Source organism: Odoribacter sp. N15.MGS-14, from assembly GCF_000980245.1.
GTDB lineage: Bacteria > Bacteroidota > Bacteroidia > Bacteroidales > Marinifilaceae > Odoribacter > Odoribacter splanchnicus.
On record NZ_LARE01000004.1, the window covers coordinates 20103 to 43522 of the forward strand.

General features: G+C 43.2%; 20 protein-coding genes and 1 pseudogene. 15 read left to right on the plus strand and 6 right to left on the minus strand.

All coding sequences use genetic code 11. The annotated features are described in order from the left end of the window. Positions 1-12: 12 nt before the first annotated feature. A complete protein-coding gene (locus WS34_RS01425; protein WP_286693583.1) occupies positions 13-2175 on the plus strand; it encodes a S9 family peptidase in 2163 nt (720 codons plus the stop codon). An 85-nt stretch (positions 2176-2260) separates the two neighbouring features. Here the strand turns inward: WS34_RS01425 and WS34_RS01430 are convergent, their stop codons facing one another. Then, complete coding sequence (locus tag WS34_RS01430) at positions 2261-3193, minus strand: DUF4595 domain-containing protein (protein ID WP_286693584.1); 933 nt, start codon at positions 3191-3193, stop codon at positions 2261-2263. Between the two features lie 175 nt (positions 3194-3368). Between WS34_RS01430 and trmD the strand changes: the two genes are divergently transcribed. The 4 genes from trmD to WS34_RS01450 all read left to right on the plus strand — a co-directional run bounded on the left by trmD (position 3369) and on the right by WS34_RS01450 (position 8308). After that, positions 3369-4058, plus strand: a complete 690-nt coding sequence (trmD, locus tag WS34_RS01435) for a tRNA (guanosine(37)-N1)-methyltransferase TrmD (RefSeq protein ID WP_022160027.1) — start codon at positions 3369-3371, stop codon at positions 4056-4058. Positions 4059-4185: 127 nt separating this feature from the next. Continuing rightward, positions 4186-6030, plus strand: coding sequence for a 30S ribosomal protein S1 (gene rpsA, locus WS34_RS01440; protein WP_041557133.1), 1845 nt, complete (start codon positions 4186-4188; stop codon positions 6028-6030). 95 nt (positions 6031-6125) lie between these two features. Next, positions 6126-7061 (plus strand): ribonuclease Z, encoded by a 936-nt coding sequence (locus WS34_RS01445; RefSeq protein WP_046402667.1) that lies wholly within the window; start codon positions 6126-6128, stop codon positions 7059-7061. A 65-nt stretch (positions 7062-7126) separates the two neighbouring features. Next, entirely contained in the window at positions 7127-8308 is a 1182-nt protein-coding gene (locus tag WS34_RS01450) for a glycoside hydrolase family 76 protein (protein WP_046402670.1), read from the plus strand. A gap of 68 nt (positions 8309-8376) precedes the next feature. Here WS34_RS01450 and WS34_RS01455 read toward each other — a convergent pair whose 3' ends face one another. From WS34_RS01455 to WS34_RS15830, 3 genes and pseudogenes are all read right to left on the minus strand, one after another. After that, complete coding sequence (locus tag WS34_RS01455; RefSeq protein ID WP_046402673.1) at positions 8377-9858, minus strand: hypothetical protein; 1482 nt, start codon at positions 9856-9858, stop codon at positions 8377-8379. 2 nt (positions 9859-9860) lie between these two features. Beyond that, entirely contained in the window at positions 9861-10085 is a 225-nt protein-coding gene (locus WS34_RS01460) for a response regulator (RefSeq protein WP_046402675.1), read from the minus strand. A gap of 82 nt (positions 10086-10167) precedes the next feature. Beyond that, positions 10168-10322: pseudogene (locus WS34_RS15830) on the minus strand (response regulator); the annotation flags it as partial. 281 nt (positions 10323-10603) lie between these two features. Here WS34_RS15830 and WS34_RS01465 point away from each other — a divergent pair. The 5 genes from WS34_RS01465 (at position 10604) to WS34_RS01485 (ending at position 14897) form a co-directional block, all read left to right on the plus strand. Further along, entirely contained in the window at positions 10604-11728 is a 1125-nt protein-coding gene (locus WS34_RS01465; RefSeq protein WP_046402720.1) for a hybrid sensor histidine kinase/response regulator, read from the plus strand. Between the two features lie 13 nt (positions 11729-11741). Further along, on the plus strand, positions 11742-12806 hold the full coding sequence (locus WS34_RS01470; protein WP_046402676.1) for a mannose-1-phosphate guanylyltransferase: 1065 nt from the start codon (positions 11742-11744) through the stop codon (positions 12804-12806). Positions 12807-12851: 45 nt separating this feature from the next. After that, a complete protein-coding gene (locus WS34_RS01475; protein ID WP_046402677.1) occupies positions 12852-13340 on the plus strand; it encodes a YbhB/YbcL family Raf kinase inhibitor-like protein in 489 nt (162 codons plus the stop codon). A 72-nt stretch (positions 13341-13412) separates the two neighbouring features. Then, positions 13413-14069: a uracil phosphoribosyltransferase gene (gene upp / locus WS34_RS01480; protein ID WP_022160020.1), complete on the plus strand. Its 657-nt coding sequence runs from the start codon at positions 13413-13415 to the stop codon at positions 14067-14069. Between the two features lie 33 nt (positions 14070-14102). Further along, the gene (locus tag WS34_RS01485) at positions 14103-14897 is read left to right on the plus strand and encodes an alpha/beta hydrolase (protein WP_502685460.1); all 795 of its coding nucleotides are present in this window, start codon (positions 14103-14105) and stop codon (positions 14895-14897) included. Here WS34_RS01485 and WS34_RS01490 read toward each other — a convergent pair. Continuing rightward, positions 14887-16029 carry a glycerate kinase family protein gene (locus tag WS34_RS01490; protein WP_046402679.1) on the minus strand — a complete coding sequence of 381 codons (1143 nt, stop codon included), beginning with the start codon at positions 16027-16029 and terminating at the stop codon, positions 14887-14889. The genes WS34_RS01485 and WS34_RS01490 overlap by 11 nt on opposite strands. Positions 16030-16388: 359 nt before the next feature. On the opposite strand from WS34_RS01490, the gene WS34_RS01495 reads away from it, so the two are divergent. The 4 genes from WS34_RS01495 to WS34_RS01510 all read left to right on the plus strand — a co-directional run bounded on the left by WS34_RS01495 (position 16389) and on the right by WS34_RS01510 (position 21642). Beyond that, positions 16389-16706, plus strand: coding sequence for a hypothetical protein (locus tag WS34_RS01495; protein WP_013610800.1), 318 nt, complete (start codon positions 16389-16391; stop codon positions 16704-16706). A 132-nt stretch (positions 16707-16838) separates the two neighbouring features. Next, positions 16839-20126 carry a preprotein translocase subunit SecA gene (gene secA / locus WS34_RS01500; protein WP_046402682.1) on the plus strand — a complete coding sequence of 1096 codons (3288 nt, stop codon included), beginning with the start codon at positions 16839-16841 and terminating at the stop codon, positions 20124-20126. A gap of 89 nt (positions 20127-20215) precedes the next feature. After that, complete coding sequence (gene lgt / locus WS34_RS01505) at positions 20216-21079, plus strand: prolipoprotein diacylglyceryl transferase (RefSeq protein ID WP_013610802.1); 864 nt, start codon at positions 20216-20218, stop codon at positions 21077-21079. A gap of 92 nt (positions 21080-21171) precedes the next feature. Continuing rightward, complete coding sequence (locus WS34_RS01510) at positions 21172-21642, plus strand: nucleoside deaminase (RefSeq protein WP_013610803.1); 471 nt, start codon at positions 21172-21174, stop codon at positions 21640-21642. 39 nt (positions 21643-21681) lie between these two features. Here the strand turns inward: WS34_RS01510 and WS34_RS01515 are convergent, their stop codons facing one another. Then, positions 21682-21918: a hypothetical protein gene (locus WS34_RS01515; protein WP_041556300.1), complete on the minus strand. Its 237-nt coding sequence runs from the start codon at positions 21916-21918 to the stop codon at positions 21682-21684. A gap of 326 nt (positions 21919-22244) precedes the next feature. Between WS34_RS01515 and WS34_RS01525 the strand changes: the two genes are divergently transcribed. Beyond that, complete coding sequence (locus WS34_RS01525) at positions 22245-23405, plus strand: FecR family protein (protein ID WP_013610805.1); 1161 nt, start codon at positions 22245-22247, stop codon at positions 23403-23405. The last annotated feature ends 15 nt before the right edge of the window (positions 23406-23420 follow it).

Below are 23420 nucleotides of genomic sequence, written 5' to 3' on the forward strand. Positions count from 1 at the left end.
AATCGATATAAAATGAAAAGTATATTAATGACATTCATGGGAGTTGGAACAATAATGAATCTGACTGCCGGGAATTTGTCGGAAGACCGGACAGATCAGCCACAAACCGGTGGCGGTAAGGTATTGACTATGGAGGAAGCGGTACTTGGGTATCAGCTTTATCCGAAGAATTTGTATGTTCAATGGCAGGGAGACCGGAACGTACTGACTTATCCGGAAGGGACGAACCTGATGGGTGAGGTGGCCGGGAAAGGAAAACCCGAAGTATTGATGACATTAGCTGAACTGAATCGTTTGCTGGAGGCGGATTTGAAGGGATGGCCCCAATATGAATGGAAAGATGGCCGTACCCTGGTGATTATGCGCCAGGGAAAAAGATATGAGATCGATACCGATAAAAAAGTGCTGGCGTATGTTTTTCCTATTGCCAAAGGAGCACAGAATGTGACCTCTAACGGACAGGAATTACTGGCTTATACGAAGGCTAACAATTTATATTATGTAGATGCTAACGGGAATGAATTTGCCGTTACTTCCGATGAAGATCCGAATATAGTCAACGGACAAACGGTGAGCCGGAATGAATTTGGGATCAACGGAGGCATTTTCTGGTCTCCGGATGGCAAACAACTTGCTTTCTATCGCAAGGACGAAAGTCAGGTAGGAACCTTCCCTTTGCTGGATATCAATTCCAGGATGGGGACTTTGCGGGAGATCAAATATCCTATGGCAGGAATGAAATCCGAGCAAATCAGTCTGGGGGTTTATCAGGTTGCTTCGGGTAAGACCGTTTTTTTAGACGTAGATGACTTCGGGCGGGAACAATACCTGACGAACATAGCCTGGAGTCCGGCTTCCGATTATATTTATGTGCAGGTACTCGACAGGGCTCAGAAACACATGAAATTGAATCAATACAGTGCCAAAACCGGTGAATTTGTGAAGACCTTACTCGAAGAGCAGAACGAGCGCTATATAGAACCTTTGACGCCGATCGTATTTTTGAAAAACGATCCATCCCGGTTTATTTACCGGACGAATAACCGGGATGGCTATTTTAGTCTTTATCTGTGTGAGGCTGCAACCGGAAAAGTGTTGAAAAGGCTGACCGATGTGAATGCTGATGTCGAAATGGTGGGGCAGGATGATAAGTTTGTGTATTATACTTCGGCTGAAGTAAGTCCTGTCGATAATCATTTGTTCAGGGTGGAAGTGAAAAGCGGAAAGAAAACCCGTTTGACACAGGCCGAAGGTTGGCATAAAGTGACGATGAGTGGCGATATGAAGTATTTTGTAGACAATTATAGTAGTCTGAAAGTGCCTCGTGTGATTCTGCTGGTACAAAATGACGGGAAAAAAGTGAAAGAATTGTTGAAGGCGGAAGATCCTACCAAAGATTATAATTTCGGTGAGATTACGTTGGGTACGGTAAAGAGTGCCGATGGTAAGTTCAATAATTATTATCGTCTGATCAAACCCATGAATTTCGATGCTTCCCGGAAATATCCGGTTATCGTTTATGTTTATGGGGGGCCGCATTCACAGATGGTAAAGAATACCTGGCAGGCAGAAATGCGTCGTTGGGAAATGTATATGGCACAACACGGTTATGTGGTTTTTGTCATGGATAACCGGGGTACTTCGAATCAGGGGGCTGAATTTGAAAAAGCGATTCACGGACAATGTGGTCAGGCTGAAATGGCTGATCAGATGGAAGGAATTAAGTTGCTGAAATCTTTACCATATGTCGATGTCGACCGGATCGGTGTACATGGATGGAGTTACGGTGGTTTTATGACGATTTCCCTGCTTACCAATCATCCCGACGTATTTAAAGTGGCTGTTGCCGGTGGTCCGGTGATCGATTGGAAATGGTACGAAGTGATGTACGGCGAACGTTATATGGATTCCCCCCATACCAATCCGGAAGGATATGCAAAGGTAAGCCTCATTCATAAAGCCAGGGATCTCAAGGGAAAATTACTGATCTGTCAGGGAGCTATCGATAATACGGTGGTTTGGGAACATAGCCTGAGCTTTATCCGGGAATGTATTAAAAATAATATACAGGTAGACTACTTTCCCTATCCCTGTGCCGAGCACAACGTTATGGGAAAAGACCGGATTCACCTGATGCAAAAGGTGACCGATTATTTTGAGGATTATTTGAAATAAAAAGGAGAATTGTAATCAGAGAAAGGATGAGGCTATCCGATTTTGAAGTTGTCCTTCAATGGGATAGCCTCGTTTTTAAGAAATTTTATTTTCTTCCGTGATGACGGATAAAGAATGAGCGTAAGTTCAAATTCTTTTTATCAGAAGGGAGTAAAGACCGTACTTTGAGATTATCACTATCATTATCAATTGCAACATAGGAATAAGAGTACGGAGAGCCATTGATATATTCCGTTTTAATGGTTTTATCCGTATTTAAAACGTATGTCATGTTTTCGCTATATTCGTTTTCGTAATTTTGTTCCGAATCTTTCTCGTAATATTCCTCCGTATACGAAACCGGGAAATAAGCCGATGCCTTCCCTAGCATACCGACTAACGCAAAAACATCGGCATCCTCCATATCAAGGACCTTTGCCTGTCCCAAAGTATATTGTCCCAGTTCATTCTTTTCTTCCCCATACTCGATTGTACAAGTAGAACCGTATTCATATTTTTCTCCATCTTCTGTACTTTCTTCCTTGGTAACCACCTTGATCAGGTTTCCATCTTTCCAGGTGTAAGTCGCCTTGTAGCTTCCTTGAGAAGAAAAGCTTTCCCCATCCTCCTTCCCACTCTCGCTGGAAGATTCTATATAAGATACTAACTGACCGTTTCCGTTGTATGAAAATGAAATCTTACCGCTACCTTTATAGCTGTAACCATCCTCATTATAATTCCAGGATGCGCTGATGCCTGTGACGTATCCGTCACTGTTAAACGACACTTTGGCTTCTTCATCATCCATGATAACAACTCCCTTGTCATAATCGATCTCGCCATACACGTAAGAATTATTTTTAACTTGAGTGCAACGATTGTTATCATCGTACACGAAAGTGTAATCCCCGATACGGGAAGGTAACTTTCCGGCGTATGTGATTGCCGGCCCTTGTGGGATTTTGTCATCATCATCATCGTTACAAGCTGAAAATAAGCACACTACCATGAGTGCTGTTCCCCATAATAATTTTTTCATTTGTTTTTCTATTAAAAATTTATAAATAATCGGTTTGCAAAATTAATTAAGCCCATTGAAAAATCCAATTTAAAAATTTTTTTATATAAATAGGTTCGGTCAAAAAAATCGGATACACTCTGATTTTCACTTTTTATATCTAACTTTGCAATTTAAATCCATCATAAAAGAAGTTATGCGTATCGATATATTAAGTGTGGTGCCTGAATTACTGGTGAGTCCGTTGAACCATTCGATTATCAAGCGGGCGCAGGATAAGGGAATTGTAGAGATTCATATTCACAATATCCGGGATTGGTCGAAAGATAAGTTCCGGAAGGTAGACGATTACCCTTTCGGGGGAGAAGCGGGGTTGGTGATGATGATTCAACCGGTATTCGATTGTATTAACGAGCTGACTTCACAGAGGCAGTATGATGAGATTATCTATACAGCTCCGGATGCTCCGACCTTTAATCAGAAAATGGCGAACGAATTGTCTTTGAAGGAGAACATCATGATTTTGTGCGGTCACTATAAAGGGATCGACCAGCGTATACGGGATTATCTCGTGACCAGGGAAATATCGGTGGGGGATTATGTCCTGACGGGAGGAGAATTGCCTGCCTGTATTATGACGGATGCGATCGTAAGGCTGATTCCCGGGGCGATGAACGATGAGAGTTCGGCTTTGAGTGATTCTTTTCAGGATGATCTGTTAGCGCCTCCTGTATATACTCGTCCTGCGGAATTCAACGGTTGGCGGGTTCCTGATATCCTGCTGTCCGGTAATCATGCTAAAATACGGGAATGGCAGGAGAAGGTCGCTTATGAACGGACGAAAACATTGCGTCCTGATTTACTCGGGGAGCAAGGAGATTTTTGATCGTTTTTTTTATAAAATAATTAATTGTAAAACAGATTATTATTCTTACCTTTGCGGCCGTATTCAAAATAATGTCTAACTCATTAGATAGGAAACAATTAAATTTATGTCAGAAGAACAAAAAGAGATGCAGGTGGAAGCTGCAGAAAAAGCCGCAAAGAAAGTAGCTCCGGTAACAACCGCTGAGCCGGAAGAAAATTTTGATTGGGATGCCTATGAAAACGACGCCGTGGTACCGGCATCCGAAAAAGATGCGTTAACTCAAAAATACGCAGAAACTCTTTCTAAAGTAGGAGAGAAAGAAGTTGTTGAAGGAACCGTAATCTCTATGAACAAAAGAGAGGTTGTGGTGAACATCGGCTACAAATCTGACGGTATCATCTCATTGAACGAATTCCGTTACAATCCGGAACTGAAAGTGGGAGATAAAGTAGAAGTTTATGTAGAAACTCAGGAAGACAAAAAAGGTCAGTTGACCCTTTCACACAAACAGGCTCGTGCTCTGCGCAGCTGGGATCGTGTGAACGAAGCGTTGGAAAAAGACGAAATCATCAAAGGTTTTGTTAAATGTCGTACCAAGGGCGGTATGATCGTTGACGTATTCGGTATCGAAGCCTTCTTACCGGGTTCTCAGATCGACGTTAAACCGATCCGTGATTACGATGTATATGTCGGTAAAACAATGGAATTCAAAGTGGTTAAAATCAACCAGGAATTCAAAAACGTTGTTGTATCTCACAAAGCTCTTATCGAAGCTGAACTCGAACAGCAGAAGAAAGACATTATTTCTAAACTGGAAAAAGGACAGGTACTTGAAGGAACTGTTAAAAATATCACTTCTTACGGTGTATTCATCGACCTCGGTGGCGTAGACGGATTGATCCACATCACCGACTTGTCATGGGGCCGTGTAAATCATCCGAACGAAATTGTGACGCTCGATCAGAAACTGAACGTGGTTATTCTGGATTTCGATGATGAGAAGAAACGTATCGCTTTAGGTCTGAAACAATTGACTCCACATCCTTGGGATGCTCTGAGTGCTGACCTGAAAGTAGGGGATACTGTAAAAGGTAAAGTAGTGGTTATGGCTGATTACGGTGCATTTGTCGAAATTGCTCCGGGTGTTGAAGGGCTGATCCACGTTTCTGAAATGTCATGGTCTCAGCACCTGCGTTCTGCTCAGGATTTCATGAAAGTGGGAGATGAAGTAGAAGCAGTTGTATTGACCCTGGACCGTGACGAACGGAAAATGTCTTTGGGTATCAAACAGCTGAAGTCCGATCCATGGCAAAATATTGAAGAGAAATACGGTGTAGGTACCAAACATACCGCTACTGTACGCAACTTCACGAACTTCGGTGTATTTGTAGAAATCGAAGAAGGGGTTGACGGATTGATTCATATCTCCGATCTGTCCTGGACGAAGAAAGTAAAACATCCGGCAGAATTTACTCAGATCGGTGCTCCGATTGAAGTAGTTGTATTGGAAATCGATAAAGAAAACCGTCGCTTGAGCTTAGGCCACAAACAATTGGAAGAAAACCCATGGGATGTATTCGAAACGATCTTCACCGTTGATTCTGTACACGAAGGTACGATTACCGAAATTTTCGATAAGGGTGCTGTAGTTGCATTACCTTATGGTGTTGAAGGATTCGCTACTCCCCGCCACTTAGTGAAAGAAGACGGAAGTCAGGCTAAAGTGGATGAAAAATTGGAATTCAAAGTGATCGAATTCAACAAGGCCGCTAAACGGATCATCGTTTCTCATTCACGTGTATTCGAAGATGCTCAGAAATCAGAAGAGAAAGCAAAGAAGAACGCTGAAGAGAAATCTACTAAAAAAGCGGTTAAACAGGTGAAAGAAAAATTGGAAAAAACCACTTTGGGAGATATCACCGAGTTAGCTGCTTTGAAAGAACAGATGACTGCCGATGCAGCTGCTGCTAAAGAAGAGAACAAAGATTAATCTCAGATTTCAGATTCTGGATTTCAGATGGGATGCATTTGGAAAAGTCTTCGTAACTTGCAAACGAAATCTCAACCTGAAATTGCAGATCGGAAATGAAGTTTGAATTAACGATATTGGGAAGCGGGTCATCCATTCCTACTTCCAATAGAAACTCTGCCGCTCAGGTACTTCATGTACTTGGGCGGTATTTTCTTATCGATTGTGCCGAAGCTACCCAACATCAGCTCAGGCGTTTTCATGTACCTTATAATAAGATCAATCACATCTTTATTTCTCATCTCCATGGAGATCATTTTTTTGGATTGATCGGTTTTTTATCCACTCTTTCTTTACAAGGCAGACGGGGAGAAATGCACATTTATGCAGAACCGCGTTTACAGGAACTGATCGGGTGCCAGATGAAAATCTTGCATAGCCGTTTCACTTTTCCTTTGTTTTTTCATGCCTTATCCCGCCGCGAAGAGGTGATTTATGAAGATAAAGTGGTTACTGTGACGGCTTTTCCGTTGAAACATCATTATGACACACCCGTTAGTGGATTTCTTTTCCGGGAAAAAGAACGTGAAAGGACTATCCTGAAAGATCGGACTGCTGCCTGGAACGTACCGATAGCATTTATGCAATACCTGAAACGGGGGGAAGATTTTATAACTCCGGAGGGAGAGATTGTGGCTAACGAACTTTTGACGGTAGCACCGCCACCGGCCCGTTCCTTCGCTTATATGACAGATACTTTGTTTCGGGAGCGTTTTGCCGATTATGTCAGGGGGGTGGATTTACTCTATCACGAAGCGACCTATATGAATGCTGATGCTGTTTTAGCAAAAGAAAGTTATCACAGCACTACGGGACAAGCAGCCCGTATTGCTGAGTTAGCCGGAGTCGGAAAATTATTATTGGGTCATTTTTCGGCCCGTTATACAGAATGCTCGGAACTTTTGGCTGAAGCACGGGAAGTCTTTCCCAACACTTTTTTGTGTTCTGACGGAGATTTTTTTGAAGTACCTGCTGTAAAAAGAAGAAGCTGATGATCGATACCCGGAGAAAGTATGATATATTTGCGCTGAATTAATAATCTGAAAATATTTTTTGAATGAGAACATGTGCTTTATTCCTGTTAGGGGCATGGATGTGTTGTGTGGCTTGTACCTCTGAACAAAATTCGAAGGTGAATATTAATGTTGTACGTGCCGATTCGTTATTGAATCAGGTGCTGGCTCTTTATGAAGTGAAAGAATATGGGTTATTGCTGGAGAATTATCCTCCGAAAGAAAACGAACGAGCGACCTATCTGGCCGATAATGCACAGCAGAAAACCAATCAAAGAGTCTCTTATCTTTGGCCGTATTCCGGTATGGTATCCGGTTGTGTTTCGCTGTATAAGACCACAGGAGATGAAAAATATAAACAATTGTTGGAAAATCGTATACTACCTGGGTTGGAGAAATACTGGGACGGTAAACGGAAACCCTATTGTTACCAGTCTTATCCGATGCAATTCGGGTATAGTGACCGTTATTATGATGATAATGACTGGTTGGCTATCGACCTTTGTGATTATTATGCTTTGACGAAAGATCCGGCGGTTTTGGAAAGAGCGGAAGAGCTACACCGGTATATTTACAGCGGCTGGGATGAAGTATTAGGAGGAGGGATTTATTGGTGTGAACAGAAGAAATTGTCTAAGAACACCTGTTCGAATGCACCTGCTACGGTTTTATGTATGAAATTGTATAACCTGACTTCCGATCCTGATTATCTCGATCTGGCCAAGAAGACTTATCGATGGACCAAAGAAAATTTGTGCGATCCCTCGGATGGTGTGTATTGGGATAATATTAATCTGGAAGGGAATATAGCTAAGCAGAAATATACCTATAATAGCGGGCAAATGATTCAGGCCGGCGTGTTATTGTTCCAGGCGACCGGTGACAGCACCTATTTGAAAGATGCTCAGGCGACGGCAAAAGGAGCTCACGGATATTTTCGGAAAATGCAGCCTGTTCAGGGGGGAGAAGCGATGTTTTATACCAGTTCGCCTTGGTTCAATGTGATCCTGTTCCGGGGATTAAAAGCTTTGTATGAAGTGGATAAAAATCCGGTATATGTAAAGGCGATGATGGAAAATACAGATTATGCCTGGAAAGAGACCCGGGATGAACATGGACTGTTGAATGGAGATTGGTCGGGTAATCACAAAGACGAACACAAATGGTTGCTGAATAATGCCTGTATGGTAGAAATGTATTCGGAAGCGGCTCAGCTTGACTGGTGATCTGTAAATTTGAATGAATAATAGTGAACCTTCGTTGTCGGTACCGATCCGGACGGAGGTTCATTTTTTTAAGGACTGGGAATACCCGGGCAGGGGTATTTTCTACTGTCACCGAAGAGTAAAAACAATTCTTTGCGGGCTTTTTCCAGATTCTGACGATAGTTTTTTTGTCCGAGTTTGTCGATTTTATTTGTAAGTATATAATTATCCGGATAATAGGTTTTTCCATCATTCATCCTGAATTGCGTTTCCAGCTGCATATAGTGATTCAGGTCACTGACTGCTTTCCGGGAATCCAGAAGGGGAGGCAGGCGGTGAAAAAAGGCGGAATCATATTTTCCGGTCGGATAGCGTTGAGCTAAATGAATTTTGACCAGGACAGGGTCTGTCTGATAGGCTGTTTTTATCTTATTCTGGCCGAACAGGTGGAAAGCTTCCTTTTCGATCAGGCGATTGATACCGGGTTGGTGCCGGGAAGGTTGTTCGATCAGGATAAAATCTTTTCCCAGGTTGTATTTCCAGGTGGTTTGTTGATGGCAGGAAGAGATATAGTTTTGTCCGCAACTATCATAAACGAAGGTGAGTTGGGCTTGGGTCGAAAAAGGTGAACTGGTTTTTCTCCGGTTAGTTAATAAAGTTTGTCTTAATAGTTGATAATCGATATAATCGAAGGTCATATTTTTTACATAATAGTTTTCTCTGTCGATAACCAGCGTACCTTTACATGAAATCCGGGTACGTTCGGGATAGGCCGAACGGCGGGTCTGGAAGGTAAAGGTATAATCCGGATCTTCGGTGTCTATGGCCCGGATATCGTAAGAGTCGATTCCGTCGAAAAGGGGACCGAAGAGTTGGATCGCCCGGAGAAGGGTGAAAATTTTCCGGGTACCTACATCGAACCGGATATCTTCGTAAGTCAGAAACATCGGTGACAGGGTATCGCTTCCGTTATTGGTCAGATTAAGACTACGGGCGATATACTGGGGAACCAGATAAGAACGGTAAGTTTCATCCCAGGTATTTTTAGCTTTTATGTTGCCTGAAGTGAAGTAAAAACCGAATTCTCTCCGGTATTCGACTGTCGTATCCCGGCAGACGGTGATCTTTTCATATTGTGCCGGTCCGTAATAGCGGCAAACGGGTAAACGTCCTGCTTTTATTTTTTGTAATTTTTCGATGGCTTTCTTTAAAATTTCTTTCGGAGATATGCCCGTGGCTGTCGCCTCCTGTAGGTTGTATTGCAGCTCCTGCATAGTGAAGGCCGGATGCCTTTTCAGTTCCTGTAAACTGTATTGGACCGTTGCATATCCTATGCCTTGGAATACAATGGTATCGGAAGGTTGTAAAGAATTGACCGGGAAAGTTCCTTCCCCTTCCATATCGGAAGTAGCTAAAAGTGTAAATTGTTTTTTTAAAATAAAGTATACTCCAAAAATGGGTTTTTGGTTCTCGTCTGTGATCCTGATTTTTATTTCTTCGTTGGCAGGATTGGCATAAATATTTGCTGAGACAGACAGGAGTAATAGAAAACCCAGATACCATTTTCGCATATTCAGATATATTTTTTTAAGGTTGAGCGAAGTTTTTCTGCTGCAATCGGTTTGGTCGGAAAATCATTGCAGCCTGCATTTAAGGCTGCATCCTTATCCGAATCGAAAGCAAATGCGGTCAATGCAATGATGGGAGTGGCTTGTGTATACTGCCGGAGGATCTGATCTTCCAATTCTTCAATTCTGTGAATTAGTTCTTTTTTTGAATAGAGTTCATAGTTTACCATAGATACTCCGATATGAATGTATATACACTAAGAAAATACTGATGTGGACAAATGTACATTTTTCATTTATCATTCCCTTTATTTACATCCATCAGGATAAGATCCGGCTGTTGTTATCGAACATTTCGACCGCTTCTGAACCATTGTAAGCGTGTAAAAGGTTGTAAGTCTTACCGAGTAAGGCTTTAGTAATAAAAAATTACTTTCGACATCCTCGGCGACCAGAATGGTTTTCTTTATGTTATCATTCGATTCTTCCATGCTGAATTGCAATTTTAAATGTAACGAAGATACATATTAATTTTATGAATAAAATTTGACCAACTTGTGAAGCCCTGTCTTCACTAATACAAAGATAGGGTGCAGGATTGACAATTCTCTTTTTTTTCAGTTATAAATTTTGACAAGATTGTTGTATATTCGGGTTGAATAGAAAAACAATTTCCTGAATGGAGAGAAAAATCGGGAATATTTGTAATTTTGGACAAAATTTAAAAGTTGTATAAACAAAATAAATGATGCAGATAAATCCGGCAGAATTTAAGTTACTTGTAGTTGATGATGTTCAAACCAATGTACTTTTGTTAAAAGCTTTGCTTAGTAAGGAAGGGTACGGCATTCTGGTGGCGAATAACGGGCAGGAGGCTTTGGAAGTGATTCGGAATGAAAATCCCGACTTGATATTGCTGGATGTTATGATGCCCGGAATGGATGGATTCGAGGTGGCTGAACGTCTGAAATCGGAAGAGTACCGCTGTGAGATTCCTATTATTTTTCTGACAGCTTTGGATGACACCCAAAGCATTGTCAATGGCTTCAAACTGGGTGCGGGCGATTTTATATCCAAACCTTTCCGGAAAGAAGAATTGATGGTCAGAATAAAACACCAATTGTCGTTGGTGGCTGCCCGGCGGATTATAGAGGAAAAAAATGAAGAGCTGAGGAAAACCATTGCCGGGAGAGATAAAATGTATTCGGTGATTGCTCATGATTTGCGCTCTCCGATGGCTTCCATGAAGATGTTATTGAATACCATTATGATGAGCGTGGAGAAAGATAAGATCGATCCGGATATTTTCGATATGCTTGAAATGAGTAACAAGACTTCGGAAGAAGTATTCAGCTTACTGGATAATCTGTTGAAATGGACGAAAAGTCAATTAGGTAAATTGACGGTTATTCCGCAGAAATTGGATATCAGTGGACTGGCGGATGGAGTGGTGGAAGTGATGAACTCTGTCGCCGAAGTGAAACATATCAAGTTGATCCGCACGGATCATGAGTCTTTTTTTGTCTATGTGGATATCGAAATGATTAAATCCGTTTTGAGAAATTTAATATCTAATGCAGTGAAATTCAGTAATCCTGATTCGGAGATCAAGGTCGGGATCAAGGCAGAGGATGGGAAAGTGATCGTATCGGTGACCGATTCAGGCAAAGGGATAAAAAAAGAAGATCAGCATAAGTTGTTGAAAGATAGTACTCATTTTACCACTTACGGTACCAATAGTGAGGAGGGATCGGGATTAGGATTGTTGCTTTGCCGGGATTTCGCCCGTAAAAACGGGGGAGAACTTTGGTTTGAATCCGAAGAAAATCTAGGTTCTGTTTTCAGTTTTTCTTTACCGCAATTAATAGCTTAAAATAGAGAATCCGATGAATCATATTATTATTATGGCTGGTGGAGTAGGAAGTCGGTTTTGGCCGATGAGTACTCCTGAGAGACCGAAGCAATTTATCGATGTTTTAGGGACTGGACATACTTTATTGCAGCTTACGGCAGATCGTTTTGAAGGGATTTGTCCGGTGGAAAATATATGGGTCGTTACTTCTGTCCGGTATCGGGAGTTGGTGAAAGCTCAATTACCCGGAATCCCGGATTCCAATATACTGCTCGAGCCCTGTATGCGTAATACGGCTCCTTGTATTGCCTATGCAGCCTGGAAGATTAAAAAGAAAGATCCGCAAGCGAATTTGATTGTCACGGCGGCCGATCATATCGTGATGGATGTGCCTGAATTTAAACGGGTGATCCGTGAAGGGATAGATTTTGTGAAAAGCGAGGATCGGATTCTGACTATAGGTATGTGGCCGACCCGTCCGGAAACCGGGTATGGTTATATAAAAGTAAAACAGGAAGAAGACGGTGCGAAATCCGGAGCAAAAGTAATCAGGGAGGTGGAAGGATTTAAAGAAAAACCGGATTTGAAAACGGCAGAAGCTTATCTGGCGGCAGGGGGATATTATTGGAATGCCGGAATTTTTCTGTGGAATGTGAGGACGGTTGAAAAAGCTTTCCGCCGGAATGAACCCGAGATAGCGGCTATATTCGATTCTTTGGACGATGTTTATTATTCTTCGGACGAACAGCAGGCAATCGATGCAAAATTCCCCGAATGTAAGCATATTTCTGTCGATTACGCCATTATGGAGCATGCTTCCAATATTTATGTTTTTCCCGCAGCTTTCGGATGGTCTGATCTGGGAACCTGGGGGGCTTTGTATGAACAATTACCGAAAGGAAATGGAAGGAATGCGGTTGTCGGCGGCAAGGTATGTATGGTGGAGAGTGAAGGGTGTGTCGTGCATGTTTCGGCTGATAAGAAAATATTGATTCAGGGATTGAAAGATTATATCGTTGCCGAACAGGACAATGTGATTCTGATATGCCGGAAAGCCGACGAACAACGGATCAAAGAATTTTCAACCCAACTTCGATAAACATTTTTTCGTGATTTTTCGTTTAGAAAATAAAAACGAAGAATCATGAAAATAGAAACTTTTACTTTACGTAGCAACGATACCGGGGGTGTGGCTGCGTTGCGGCAGGTACATCCGGATTGTGGCGGACAGAATATCTCTCCCGAGCTTTCCTGGGTGAATGCCCCCGAAGGTACACGTAGTTTTGCCATTACCATGTACGATAAAGATGCTCCTACCGGAGGTGGGTTCTGGCATTGGCTGATGTTCGATATTCCGGCTAGTGTCGGTGAACTGCGTCCGGATGCCGGGAATACATTCGGTCATTTAGCACCGGTTTCGGCAGTACAGAGTTTGAATGATTACGGTACTTATGGTTACGGAGGGCCCAATCCTCCTCATGGGCATGGGTGGCATAATTATATGATTACCTTGTATGCTTTGGATATCGAATCACTGGAAATGTCCAAAGATACTCCTCCCGCACAGGTCGGATTTAAGCTTTGGAAACATACTTTAGAAAAGGCTTCTATTGTTTTCTATTACCGTACTTGAAAAAGAACGGACATTTTTTGTTCCTTGGGGTAAGTTTTGTTTTCTTTGTGTGCTAAATACAAGGAAAAGATTATGGTAAATGTAATTGATACCCGGAATTCTGTTTTAAATACTTTTTTGTCTGAGATCAGAGCGGTCGATATTCAGCAAGACCGCATGCGATTCCGGCGTAATCTGGAACGGGTGGGGGAAGTGATGGCTTATGAAATCAGTAAAACGTTCGATTATAGTGCCCGGACGATCCAGACTCCGATCAATCCGATTACGGTGATGTTGCCCCGGCAAGAAGTGGTTATCGCTACAGTGTTGAGGGCCGGCTTGCCTTTTCATCAGGGATTTCTGAATTATTTCGATCATGCAGGAAGTGCCTTTGTTTCTGCCCGCCGGGCTTATAGCCGGGTAGAGGGACAAATCGAAATCCGGTTCGATTCGGTTTATACCCCCGATTTGACTGGAAAACAACTTTTACTGGTCGATCCGATGCTGGCAACCGGTAAATCCCTGGTGATCACTTACCGGGAATTGTTGAAACAGGGGAGTTTGCCTGCTCATACGCATATCGCTTCAGTCATTGCCAGCCGGCAAGGTGTGGAATATGTGGAAAAAGAATTGGCAGGAGAGCCGTTGACTTTGTGGACAGCTGCTCTGGATGAGGCTTTGACCGATAAATTCTATATCGATCCGGGGTTGGGAGATGCCGGTGATCTGGCATTCGGAGATAAGAAATAAGGTCGTTTTTTGCGAAGTAAAATCAGCACAGAGGTGAAAAAAAATAGCATACTGTTTTTTCTATTTATATGGATCGGTCTTCCCGTGTGGGCACAGTATAAAATATTGAAGGATATTTCTTATGTACCTGTTTCCGATACGGATGCTTACCGGAAAGAACGTTGTAAATTGGATTTGTATTATCCGGAGCAGCAGAAAGGTTTTGCCACGATCGTCTGGTTTCACGGGGGAGGATTGGAAGGTGGGGGAAAGGAAATTCCGCCTGTTTTTCAGGGACGGAAAATAGCTGTGGCAGGCGTGAATTACCGGTTAAGTCCCCGGGCTACCCATCCGGCTTATATCGACGATGCGGCAGCTGCTGTGGCTTGGGTGATGAAACATATCGGGGAATATGGGGGAGATCCCGCCCGGGTATACGTGGCCGGGCATTCTGCCGGAGGATACCTCACCCTGATGGTGGGGTTGGATAAAGCCTATCTGGCACGGTACGGGGAAGATGCCGATCGTTTGGCCGGACTTTTCCCGGTAAGTGGTCAGACGAATACTCATTTTACGATTCGGAAGGAACGGAATATCCCGTTCGATATTCCTGTTGTCGATTGCTATGCACCGCTTAATCGGGCACGTAAGGGGATACCTCCTTTGGTGATGATAACCGGAGACCGGCAGTTGGAAATGACAGCCCGTTACGAAGAAAATTTGCACCTTGAAGTTATACTGAAAGCTTTGGGGAACGACAAAGTCACCCTTTATGAATTGCAGGGATTCGATCATGGATCGGTATATACTCCTGCCTGTCATTTGATTTTGAATCAGATCAAACCCTGAAAGCTTGTAATAGCTTGCAAATCTGAGTGATCAGCCGTTGCAGGTGGGTAGCGGCAAATTCGGGATGCATGGATTTTTCCAGAGTCACCGGACCCGGGGCGATGGAAAATATGCCACTGAATCCTGCGGTATACAAGGAAGGGGTATCTGCGATATGGCCGGCTACCAGAAGGACCGGAATGTTTTGTTTACGGGCTTCCCGAAGTATGCCGTAAGCTACTTTTCCCATAGTCGTTTGTGCATCGGCACTTCCTTCTCCGGTGATGATGAGATCGGCATTTTGGATTCGCTTACCGAACTGAAGATGGGTTAGGATCAAGTCAATCCCGGACATTAACCGGGCATTCGTAAAAGCCAGAAAAGCTCCTCCGACTCCTCCGGCTGCTCCGGAGCCGGGAATCCGGCCGATGTCTTTTCCGGTAGTTTGGGCGATAACGGCAGCTATAGCTTGCATGCCTGCTTCCAGATGCTCTGTCATTTCGGGGGTTGCTCCTTTCTGTCCGGCGAATATCCGGGTAGCCCCACGGGGACCGTAAAAAGGATTATCGACATCGCAGGCGATGGTGAAACTGGCTTCGGACAGAGCCGGATGAACCGCTGTGGTGTCAATAGCAGCGACTCGCGATAATATTTGTCCTCCGCTTCCTAAAAGCTTATTGTCGTGATCGAAAAAGCGGAATCCTAAAGCTTGTAACATGCCTAAACCGGCATCGTTCGTGGCACTTCCGCCTATTCCGATAATAAAGTGCCGGCATCCTTTGTTCAGGGCTTCTGCAATGATTTCTCCCAGACCATAGGAGGTCGTGAGCATGGGATTCCGCCGGGAGGGAGGTAACAGTGGCAGGCCGCTGATCCTTGCCATTTCTACCAATGCCGTGCGGCCGTCTTCCGAGATACCGTATTGTGTAGTTATTTTTTGCATAAGTGGGTTATGGGCGACAAGCGGAACGGTATGGCCGTGGAAAGCATCCGTCAGGATTTCCAGTATGCCTTCACCCCCGTCGGCTACCGGAAAATGCAGTACTTCACACTGCGGAAAGATTGTTTTGATACCTTGTTCTGCTGCCTCGGCGGCTTCACGGGAACTTAAACTTCCCTTGAAAGAATCTATTGCTACAACGATTTTATTCATGTTTGTGACGGATTAAATTCCCATATGTCCGGCAAATATAAGAAAAGTATTATTTGGGCCGTTATATACATATTAGGACTTATAAAAGTAGGTTTATTTCGTTAGTAATCCGTCTTCGGTGATCGTGTTTGGGGACCCGGTCGCTTCTGTCGGTCGTCTACCTTTTTCTATCACTGACCGGCGGACCGTTCCGGGCGAACCGGTCTGACGGCACAAAACCCGGAATCGGAATAGAATGAAAAAAAATTGAACCTACATTTTAGGATACACAGGAAGCTACCGATCATTTATCTGTTGATTTTTCTTTCGGAAACATTTTTAACTTCTTGTATTTTCCCTTATATTTGTCACTTGTGGAAATGAACAGATATTTGATCGCTGCATTGTATGTTATGGCCGGTTGTGCCGTAACGATTCCTTTAAAGGCTCAGGGTTGTGGAGAGTCTTTGAGAGGGGAAAGGTGTAGATTGATCATAACCAATACGGTAAAGGTCGTATCTGTTTATTTGGAAGAAGAAGAAGAGGAACAGGTTTTTTGTTCCGGTTTGCCTCCGGATTATTTTCAAATCCCCGTCGTCGAGGCGCTTGCCGATGATTTTACTTTCGATAAAACGGTCCGTGTCAATATCGGATCCTTATGTCGTATTGCCCATAAGATCAGGGCTCCTGAGGTTTAATCTGCAAATTATAATTAAGATTTACGAGGGTAGTCTATCTCGGATAAACGAGAGGAAATTCAATTTTCTGAAAGGTTGACGAAGTGTCGTCAATTAAAATTTTACTGTTTACAATTTACAATTTATAATTAAATGGGTTTTAATGATATTTTAAAAAGCCTGTTCGGAAATAAATCCGACCGGGATATGAAAGAACTGATGCCGATTGTGGCCAAAGTGAATGCAGAGTGGGAGAAGCTGAAAAGTATCAGTGCCGATGAATTACGTGCAGTTGCTGAAGATATGAAAAAGGAAGTACGTGAATATATCGGAGAAGAAGAGAATGAGATTGCAGCACTCAAACGGAAAGTGGAAGAGGAAAGGCCTTCGATCGAAGAACGGGAGGAAATTTACGATCGTATAGATAAGCTGGAAGAACAGATCGACAAAAAGGTAGAAGAAGTTTTGACCGGATTGATGCCTAAAGCCTTTGCTGTGATGAAGGAAACCGCCCGTCGTTTTAAAGAGAATACTGAAATTGAAGTGACGGCGACCCAGTTCGACCGGGATTTGGCGGTTACTCACGATTTTGTCGAGATAGAAGGTGACAAAGCCATTTATTTCAATTCCTGGCTTGCCGGAGGAAATGAGGTGACCTGGGATATGGTGCATTATGACGTGCAGCTGATCGGTGGTGCTGTTTTGCATCAGGGAAAAATTGCAGAGATGGCTACCGGTGAAGGGAAGACCTTGGTGGCTACTCTTCCGGTGTTCCTGAATGCTTTGAGCGGACGTGGTGTGCATATGGTGACGGTAAACGATTACCTGGCCAAACGTGACTCGGAGTGGATGGGGCCGCTTTATATGTTCCATGGGCTTTCTGTCGATTGTATCGATAAGCATCAACCCAATTCTCCCCAGCGTCGGCAGGCTTATATGGCCGATATTACTTTCGGTACGAACAACGAATTCGGTTTCGATTATCTGCGTGATAATATGGCTATCAATCCGGAGGATTTGGTACAGCGTAAGCACAATTTTGCGATTGTCGACGAGGTCGATTCCGTATTGATCGACGATGCCCGTACGCCGTTGATTATTTCCGGCCCTGTACCCAAAGGAGACGATCAGATGTTCGATGAATACAAGCCCCGGGTGGAGCGCCTCGTGAGAATGCAACAGGAATTTGTGATGCAGACTTTTAAGGAAGCGAAAGAGTTGTTGGCCAGCGATGATTCTAAAAAGAGAAAAGAAGGGGGAGTATTGTTACTGAGGGCACATAAAGGGTTGCCCAAATACAAACCTTTGATCAAGTTTTTGAGTGAAGAAGGCAATAAAGCGATCCTGATCAAGACGGAAAACGAATACATGCAGGAAAATAACCGGAGAATGCCGGAGATTACCGATCCTTTATATTTTGTGATCGATGAAAAACTGAATTCGATCGATCTGACCGATAAGGGACATGATACCATCACAGCCGCAGGGGAAGATCCGAAATTCTTTATCCTCCCGGATATCGGCTCGGAGATTGCAGAGATCGAACGGGACACGAAGGATGATAAAGAAAAATTGGCGAAGAAGGATGAACTGATCCAGAATTATGCGATGAAATCCGAACGGGTACATACTGTCAATCAGTTGTTGAAAGCCTATACCTTGTTCGAGAAGGATGTAGAATATGTAGTACTCGATAATAAAGTGAAGATCGTGGATGAGCAGACCGGGCGTATCATGGAAGGACGCCGCTATTCGGACGGTTTGCATCAGGCTATCGAAGCGAAAGAAAATGTAAAAGTCGAAGCTGCCACTCAGACTTTTGCAACGATTACTTTACAGAACTACTTCCGTATGTATCACAAGTTAGCCGGTATGACAGGTACGGCAGAGACGGAAGCCGGTGAGTTCTGGGATATTTATAAACTGGATGTGGTGGTCATTCCGACTAACCGTCCGGTGATCCGTATCGATGCCAATGATTTTGTGTTTAAAACGAAACGCGAGAAATACAATGCGGTTATCGATGAAATTGTCCGTTTGGTAGATTTAGGCCGGCCGGTTTTGGTGGGAACGACTTCTGTCGAGGTGTCCGAATTGCTGAGCCGTATGTTGAAACTGCGTGGTATCAAACACAATGTATTGAATGCGAAATTACATCAACGGGAAGCCGAGATCGTTGCCGAAGCCGGTAAATCGAAGACGGTGACTATCGCTACCAATATGGCAGGACGTGGTACGGACATCAAATTGAGCCCTGAGGTACGTGAGGCCGGAGGTTTGGCTATTATCGGTACCGAACGGCATGATTCCCGTCGTGTCGACCGTCAGTTACGTGGACGTGCCGGACGTCAGGGAGACCCGGGGTCTTCCCAGTTCTTCGTATCGCTCGAGGACGACCTGATGCGTTTGTTCAGCTCGGAACGTATAATCCGGGTGATGGACCGTTTGGGACATCAGGAAGGGGATGTGATTCAGCATTCTATGATTACCAAGTCTATTGAACGTGCACAGAAGAAGGTGGAAGAAAATAACTTCGGTATTCGTAAGCGTTTGCTGGAATATGACGATGTGATGAATTCCCAGCGTACAGTGATTTACAAACAACGTCGTCAGGCTTTGTTAGGAGAACGTATCGGTGTGGCTGTAGCAAATAATACTTACGATGTTTGTGAGGCAATCGTTATGGAATACCAGCCGGTGAACGATCCGGAAGGTTTCCGGATGGAAGTATTGAGGGTATTGTCCGTCGATTATGAAGTGGATCCGGAGGAATTCCAGAAAGCCCGTCCCAATGAATTGGCCGAATCGTTGTATCAATACGTACGGGAGGCTTATCAGCGTAAAGTCGAACATATCGCTCAGCAAGCTTATCCGGTGATCAAGAATGTATTCGAAACACGGGGAGATGTCTTTAAGAATATTGTCGTTCCTTTTACCGACGGTCAACGGATGTACAGCGTGGTGACCAACCTGGAGAAGGCCTATCGTACGAATGGTGAAGATTTGATGCGTTCTTTCGAGAAATCGGTCATTCTGGCTCATATCGATGATGCCTGGAAAGAACATCTCCGCGAAATGGACGATCTGAAACAATCGGTTCAGAATGCTGCTTATGAACAGAAAGATCCTTTGTTGATTTATAAATTCGAGTCTTATAATTTGTTTAAGACTATGGTGGAAAAGATCAATAAAGGGATGGTGTCTACACTGATGAAAGGGCAGATTCCGATGCAAGAACCCGAGCATGTACGCGAGGCTGAAGAAAAACGGACCGATTTGAGTAAACTGCGGGAAAGTCGTTCGGAGGCTCAGGCTGCTGCCACTAACCGTGAACCGGTTCGGCACGAACCGGTGAAAGTAGGACCGAAAGTGGGGAGGAATGATCCTTGTCCATGTGGTAGCGGACTGAAGTATAAGAACTGTCACGGGAAAAATGAATAGACTGATTTTTGATTTAGGATTTACGATTTCAGATTTCAATGGTAAGTCTGAATCGTAAATCAAAAATCATAAATTGAAAATCATAATGTATGTTGTCTTTATTTATTAATTGGGATATTAGTCCCGAGATCTTCAATTTGGGGGGTATTTCCATTCGTTATTACGGGTTGCTGTTCGCTGTGGCCTTTATTTTAGGTTATAAGGTTGAAGAGAAAATGTTCAAGTCCGAAGGATTGCCTATGGCCTGGTTGGATAAATTGTGGTTGTATGTAGCGATCGCGACGATAGTCGGTGCCCGTTTGGGACATTGTATCTTTTACGACTGGGCTTATTATAGCCAGCATCCGCTGGAGATGATCCTGCCTGTACGGTTTTCGCCCGAATTTAAGTTTACCGGTTATCAGGGATTGGCCAGTCATGGCGCTGCAATAGGTATTATAGCCGGATTGTGGTATTATTCACGGAAAGTCAGCAAAAAATCTATATTCTGGATTTTAGACCGGGCTGTGATTCCGATTGCTTTAGCCGGCTTTTTTATCCGGACAGGAAATTTGATGAACTCTGAAATTGTGGGATTACCGACCAATATGCCTTGGGGATTCCGCTTCATGAATAGTGATTTACCGAATCCGGAATTGCCGCGCCATCCGGCTCAATTGTATGAAGCAATTTGTTACCTGTTTAGTTTTTTTGTTTTGATGTATCTTTATTGGCGAACGAACGTTAAGAAGAAAATGGGATTTATCTTCGGCGCTTTTTTGATCCTGATCTTCTCTGCCCGCTTTATTATCGAGTTCGTCAAGGAAGTACAGGAACCCTGGGAAGCTGGAATGGCCTTGAATATGGGACAGATTTTGAGTATTCCTTTTATTCTGGCGGGGATTTTTATGCTTTGGTATAGTAAGAAGTTGCCGGATGAGGGGGAGAAGAAAGGAAAAAAAGGGAAAGGCTAAAGGCTGTAAGCTATAAACTAGAGGTAAAAAGAATAGAGGTTAGAGGTGGAAGAGAGAGGGGACGGGAAATATGAAATTTTAGTTGAGAGGTTATGTACGAAGAGAAGTTTATGAGAGAAGCTATTCGTTTGGCTGTAGAGAATGTGAAACAGGGGACCGGGGGGCCGTTCGGCGCTGTTGTTGTCAAGGAGGGAAAAATTATCGCAGCTTGTGCCAATACGGTTACTCCGGATTGTGACCCGACAGCACATGCCGAAGTGAATGCGATTCGCGAGGCTTGTCGTAAGTTAGATACTTTTCAACTCGGGGGATGTGAGATATATGCCAGTTGTGAGCCTTGTCCTATGTGCCTTGGTGCTATTTATTGGGCAAGACCTTCCCGGGTATATTATGCCTCTACAAAAGAAGATGCAGCACTTGCCGGATTCGATGATTCCCTGATCTATAAAGAGATTGCCCTCCCCGAGGCCGATCGGAGTATTCCCTTTTTGAATGAGAAAGAGGATACGGCTGGAGAAGAATTCAGCTTGTGGAAAGAAAACAAAGACAAGACTGTTTATTAAGTTCGTTTCTTCAAAATAGAATGCAAAATGTCGGAAAAATCAACCTTTTAGGGGGATTTTTCCGACATTTTGATTTTTCCAATAATTCCTGTCCTCTTTTCTAAGACTTTTTCTATTTTTTATTCTTTTATTTAATCTATTTGAAAATCTTCGATAGCCCATTCGCTCCCCGGACTTTCCATTAATAATCCTGTCAATTTCCGTTTTTTTACAGATGAGGTAAATTTTTTTCAAAAAAAATGAAATTTCTGTCATACCAAATCCTGCTTCATGCATTTTATCATTGAATGAACCGAAAAAACGTTCGATTAAATTAGTTGAAAGTTCATAAAGTTCGTAAAGTTTAAAAAGCTATTGGATCCTGCGGGCACTTAGTTAATTGACAATTGTCGCGTGACAATTGACCACATATTTCCAAACCGGTGGTTTCTTCTTTATTTGTTTGATAATCAATGATTCTATTCTTCGTTCTCTTTCTCATTTTTCTTTTCTTAATATTTTCTAATGGAAGCGAAGCTTCCAGGTAATTGTCAATTGTCATTGGTCAGCTGGCAATTATTCTTTTTGCGGATTCCCGCAAAAAGAATCGAACGTTTTTTAAGATGCAAAAAGATAAATTTGACCGACAGGTTACTCTTTTGAGAAAATATTATTCCGGGACATTGGAGAAAAGGGAAAAGCAGGAATTTCGGGAAATGTTGAACGATCGGAATTTGGAAAATGTGTTTCGGCAGTTGAGTCAGGGAGATATTTTGGCTGAAAAGCTGGAGGAATATAAACAATACGATGCCCGGAAAGCTTTCGGCAAATTCAGCAGGCAACAAAAATCGCTTCGTCATAAAAAGAGGATTATCCGGATTCTTACTGCAGCAGCAGTGGTGGTTTTACTTTTAGGAATGAGTTGGTTACTGAATCTTGGATTACCGGAGGTAGAAGTTGTTCCACCGGCACAGCAAGAGACGATTCGCCCCGGGAGTTACAAAGCTATATTACGACTGACAAATGGCGAGACGGTGAATCTTGAGCGGGATTCCATGCAGGTACTGGAAAAAAATGGGACTCAGATTAGTTATGCAGAGGGAAAGATTACTTACCGATCTACGCCTCAAATACAGGAATTGGCTTATAATGAATTGATTGTGCCCACAGCCGGAGAGTGTTACATCACGTTGGAAGATCATACGAAAGTATGGATAAATGCAGAATCGAAAATAAAGTATCCGGTGCAGTTCACTGCTGGGGAACGTAAAGTGTATTTGGAAGGAGAAGCCTATTTCGACGTGGCCGAAGACGGACGTCCTTTTCAGGTAATTACTTCTCAGGGAGAGGTGACCGTATTGGGGACGGCTTTCGGAATAAGTTCATACATGGATAAAGCAGAATATACCACCTTAGTGAGAGGCTGTGTACGTTATACTTCCCATACAAAGAAAAGCGTAATCTTATCGCCAGGTGAACAGGCTATCCTGGAAAGGTCCGGTGAATTAATCAGTCGTAAAGTCGAAGTTGAAGAATATGTAGGCTGGAAAGACGGGGTTTTTGTTTTCAGGGATAAGCCCCTGGAGGAAATTATGGAAACACTGTCCCGTTGGTACGGATCTGAAGTGGTTTTCCGGAATGAGGAAATGAAACAGCTGAAATATACCGGTAGTCTCGAACGGTATGATTCGATCAATACTTTCCTGCAAGTGTTGGAAAGACTCCAGGATATTCATTATGAAATAGATAATAATAAAATCCTGTTATCTCGAAAGTCTTCTTAATTACTTAACTAAATT